The sequence below is a fragment of the Robinsoniella sp. genome (assembly GCF_034124845.1).
The window spans coordinates 1-4874 of record NZ_JAWYAJ010000586.1; the positions used below are offsets into that span (position 1 = coordinate 1).

The window sequence follows — 4874 nt, forward strand, 5'->3', positions numbered from 1 at the left end:
CTGGGTGCACTGGGTGCGGTTATGCGCAATATCCTGGCAAGCCGCACCTCCCAGCAGATCGGAAAAGAACTTCGTTCTATCCTGTTTCAAAAAATCCAGACCTTCTCTTTTGCGAATATTGACAAGCTCCATCCTGCATCCCTGATCACACGCCTGACCAATGATGTAACGCAGATACAAAACTTTATTAACGGAAGCATGCGGATTCTGGTAAAGGCCCCCATAACCTGCATTGGTGCCATATTTCTGATTGTCACCAGGACTCCGAAGCAGATTCCAATGATTGTTCTGATTCTCATACTCTGTTCCTTCTGGATTTTGGGAAATATGATGCTGGGATATCGAAGATTTGCCCGCCTGCAGAAAAAGCTGGATCGTCTGAATAATGTCAGCCGGGAGTTTTTATCTTCCATCCGGGTTGTAAAAGCATTTGGCCAAGAACGTTTTGAAACAGATAAATTTGCCCGGGCAGCCGATGAACTGGCATCCTCCGGGACATCAGCGATGCGCATAACTTCTGTCTTTGGTCCTCTGATCAATCTTACTGTCAACATCGGAATCGTGATATTGCTTTGGCTTGGCGGCAAAGGAGAACAGACAGATGTGGGGAAACTGATGGCATCTGTAAATTATATGACACAGGTACTTTTTTCCCTAAGCATGGTCTCCAATATTTTAAACAGCATGGTAAGAGCAACCGCCTCCGCTAATCGTGTCCAGCAGGTATTAGATGAAGTTCCGTCAATGACCGAACCGGAATCACCGGCGATAGGTTCTTTATCCAGAGATGTGCTCTTTCAGAACGTATCCTTTTCCTATCCCGGCTCAAAGCGCCTGGCACTGCAGAATATCAGTTTTCATGCCATGGCCGGTAACACCATCGGAATTATTGGTTCCACCGGTTCCGGAAAGTCAACACTGATTCATCTGATACCAAGGTTTTATGATGTAAATGAAGGCACAGTTTTGGTAGGCGGTGCAGACAACCGCACACTGGATACCGGACGCCTGCGCAGACACATTGGCATAGTACCCCAGAAATCATTTTTATTTTCCGGCAGCATCATTGATAATCTTCGCTGGGGAGATCTGGACGCTGGGTACGATACGATCTGTGAGGCAGCCAGGGCTGCCTGTGCCCACAGTTTTATCGAAACCCTTCCTGATGGGTATGATACCATGCTTGGCCAGGGCGGAGTCAATCTCTCTGGAGGTCAGAAACAAAGGCTGTCCATTGCAAGAGCTCTGGTCCGGCAGCCTGAAATCCTGATTCTGGACGATTGCACAAGCGCTTTAGACGCTTCAACGGAAGCCAGTGTAATGAGTAATATCCGCTCCCATTCACAGGGAACTACCGTTTTTCTGATCAGCCAGCGAATCTCTTCTGTCATGGGTTCTGATCTGATTCTATGCCTGGAAAATGGTGTGCTTTGCGGGCAGGGAAAACACGAGGAACTGTTAAGAGAATGCAGCGTTTACCAGGAAATATACCGTTCACAGATAGGAGATGAAGAAATTGCCAGAGCTTAAACCAAATGGAATTCCGCCTGCCAAAACATCTATGAGGCACCAGAGAGGGCTGCCCGTAGTAAAACCCAGGAACCTAAGAGGCACATTGCTGCGGCTTTGGAAGCTCACAAGGGGACACCGCCAGGGTTTGTCAGCCGTATTCTTACTGTCCGGCTTTGCCTCTCTTTCCGCAATGCTGACTCCGTTTTTGATTGGACGCATTATTGATCATATTGACGCTTTGAATCCGGTACCCTTTTTGTTAACAGGATTATTACTGGTGTATCTCGCTGATTGGGCAATCCGTTTTTTACAGTCCTTTCTGATGGCTTCCGTATCCCAAAACATGATCTGCTTTATTCGTAAATCCCTGTTTTTCAAAATGAAAGACCTGCCACTTTCTTATTTTGATAAAAGCCAGCACGGAGATTTAATGAGCAGGCTGACAAACGACATTGATAATATCAGCACCACCATTTCCGATTCCCTGACCCAGCTTATGATGCTTGCATTTACTTTAACAGGCATACTGTGCATTATGTTTTGGTTAAATATCTGGCTTACCTTAACTGCACTGATTACCGTTCCATTTGTATTTTTACTTACCAAAACCATTACCAAACACACCCGGAAGTTATACCGGGCACAGCAAAATGTACTTGGTTCACTAAACGGCCATATTGAGGAAAGCATATCCGGCCTTTCTCTGGTAAAAGCTTTCGGCAGGGAAGCCCAGGTCACGGAAGAATTTGAAACTTACAATGAATCCCTTTGCCGGATTGGAACAAAGGCACTGATCTGGTCCGGTTATCTGATGCCTATTATGAACGTTATTAATAACCTGGGATTTATCTGTATCACCGTTGTCAGTGGTATCATGGCATCACAGGGACTCATAACCGTAGGTGTCATATCCAGTTTTCTGCTGTATTCCAGGCAGTTTACCAGACCACTCATTGAAGTATCCAACATCTTCAATGTATTCCAGACTGCTGTAGCCGGTGCTGAACGTATATTTGATATCTTTGATGAAGTGCCTGAACCGGCAGATAAACCGGATGCCCTGTCCGCAGAGAACCCAAAGGGTAAAGTGGTATTTGACCATGTCTGGTTTGGATATCACCCGGAAAATCCTATCTTAAAAGATTTAAGTTTTACCGTCCCTTCCGGGACCCGCATTGCCATTGTGGGTCCCACCGGCGCTGGAAAGACTACCATCATCAGCCTACTGGCACGGTTTTATGATGTAACAGGCGGCCGCATCCTTTTAGATGGAATAGATCTGAGGGAATACAAAAAATCTAGTCTCAGAAACAGTTTCGGCATTGTATTACAGGATACCGCTCTGTTTTACTTAAGCATCCGGGAAAATATCCGCTATGGGCGTGAAAACGCCATGGATGAAGAAGTGGTTGCCGCCTCCATAGCTGCCGGTGCCCACAGCTTTATCACCCGTCTGCCAAAGGGTTATGACACCCTCGTGGGAGAAGATGGCGGAAGTTTCAGCCAGGGAGAACGCCAGCTCATTACCATTGCCAGAGCAATCCTGGCAGATGCTCCCATTCTGGTTCTGGACGAAGCAACCAGCTCTGTAGACACCCGAACAGAGCAGAAAATCAGAGAAGCAGTGCTGCAGCTGACGCAAAACCGCACTTCTTTTATAATCGCCCACCGCCTGTCCACAATCCGGGATTCCGATGTCATACTTTTATTAAAAGATGGAGAAATTGCTGAGATGGGAAACCATGCAGAACTGATTGCCAGAAAAGGCCTTTATTATGAAATGTACCAGACGCAGATGGGATTATAAATGCCCTTCTGCGCTTCCGATATATTTTCCTTCCAGGAGATACCGCTTTACATTTTTTTGCAGAGTTGTATGTTCCGGCAGATTTTCATAGGGAATATTTTTGCTTTTATAAATCCAGACCAAAAATTCCTGGTTTTCGGGATGTACCTTTGTAATTTGAAACTGATTCTGAAACTGAATAATCCTGGAATTCTCCGGCAGGACATCTTTCAGACCGGGAGCAAGAAGCCAGGAGCGGCAGCAGATTTTTTTATACCGGAATTCCGGGAAGTAACTTGAAAAAAATTGCTTTGCCATTTCATAGGATTCCTCACATCTTTCTCTGGAGATGTCTGCATCTGAAGGTATGTGGATATCCAATACCTCTGTCCCATCAAGCACCAGTAGTTCAAATTCAAGAGATCCCAGCCGGAACAGCAGGCAGGATAACTGTCTGGGTACCCAAAAAGCGCGGTCAAATCCATAGACTCCAAAGCTTTCCCTGTATTCATTAACAAATCTGGTAATGCATTTCATCGTATCCCAAAACACAGCATCTTCAATTCCCATTTTCTCATAATCCATCTTTGTCCGCAAAGCAGCATAAAGTACAACCGTGAGGATTTTAAACCCGTGCTTATCTTCACCCAGCCTGGCACGCAGTCTCAGCAGCCCTTCCTCCCATTTTTCGGAAACAAAGAGCAGGTCCAGTTCCTCTAACTGATCCGGAGCGATACTCTGTTCCAGAGAGATTACGGTTTGGGTTACAGCTTCCGGTAATCCTATATTTTTACATAAATCTTTTAAACTCATCTATTAGCCTCCTTAAGAAATGATTGTATAAAATCCCTTTCATTCTCATTACTCTGCCTGATCGCTGCATAATCGGTAAAGTCCTGTATACTATTTGCTTTTGCGGCTGCTTTTAGCCACCGCGATAACAGGTTCAGATCTTTTTCTTCTTTGATTTTATGTTGCAGGTCTGTTGGAATTTCTCCAATTTCCCTTAAAAAACTTAGTATATCTTCTGTTTTTCCCTGTATTTTTCCTTCTTCAATTCCATCATTTACTAACATCTCACCCAATACAGTCATACGAATATCCCCCTTTATCTCTTCTAAATCCATACTACCGAGAAATTTACTTGCAAATGCATATAGTACAGCCTGCATCCTCTGTACATCATCTAAATTCACGCAATTTTTCATTTCATCTTTCAGTATCTTAATCCCGAATTTAATCCGTTCCTTCTGAGACACAGTTCCGTCCATAAATGGCAAAAATAAAACAGGAAGCAAGTCTGCACGGCTGAGGTTTTTATCACCACTCATTTTCTCCTGTATATCCTGAATTACAGTATCAGCATTTTGATTCTTTAAGACAATTGGAATGATACGATAAGTATTAATCCCCTCGCTTATACTTGTCATCGGATTCTTTATATTTCCAGTAAAAACCACATATGTAATGACCGGAACATCAAATGTCCTTCCGGTGACCGCTTCATATTCCCGAAACCGTTTCATATCTACCGTTCCATGATAGGTACTCTGAAACTCAAAATGAGACCAGGAAC

Annotated in this window: 4 protein-coding genes; 2 read left to right on the forward strand and 2 right to left on the reverse strand. The window is 44.4% G+C overall.

Annotated elements, in window-relative coordinates; genetic code table 11:
- Together ACH2DQ_RS28935 and ACH2DQ_RS28940 are read left to right on the forward strand one after the other, a co-directional pair.
- Positions 1-1530, forward strand: a 1530-nt coding sequence (locus tag ACH2DQ_RS28935) for an ABC transporter ATP-binding protein (protein ID WP_395028803.1), incomplete at its 5' end; no start/stop codon positions are given.
- Entirely contained in the window at positions 1517-3319 is a 1803-nt protein-coding gene (locus tag ACH2DQ_RS28940; protein ID WP_394914360.1) for an ABC transporter ATP-binding protein, read from the forward strand. The genes ACH2DQ_RS28935 and ACH2DQ_RS28940, both read left to right, overlap by 14 nt.
- Here ACH2DQ_RS28940 and ACH2DQ_RS28945 read toward each other — a convergent pair.
- The gene (locus ACH2DQ_RS28945; protein ID WP_394914359.1) at positions 3314-4111 is read right to left on the reverse strand and encodes an acyltransferase domain-containing protein; all 798 of its coding nucleotides are present in this window, start codon (positions 4109-4111) and stop codon (positions 3314-3316) included. The genes ACH2DQ_RS28940 and ACH2DQ_RS28945 overlap by 6 nt on opposite strands.
- Positions 4108-4874 (reverse strand): hypothetical protein (locus ACH2DQ_RS28950; RefSeq protein ID WP_395028805.1); only part of this gene is annotated, 767 nt, incomplete at its 5' end. The genes ACH2DQ_RS28945 and ACH2DQ_RS28950, both read right to left, overlap by 4 nt.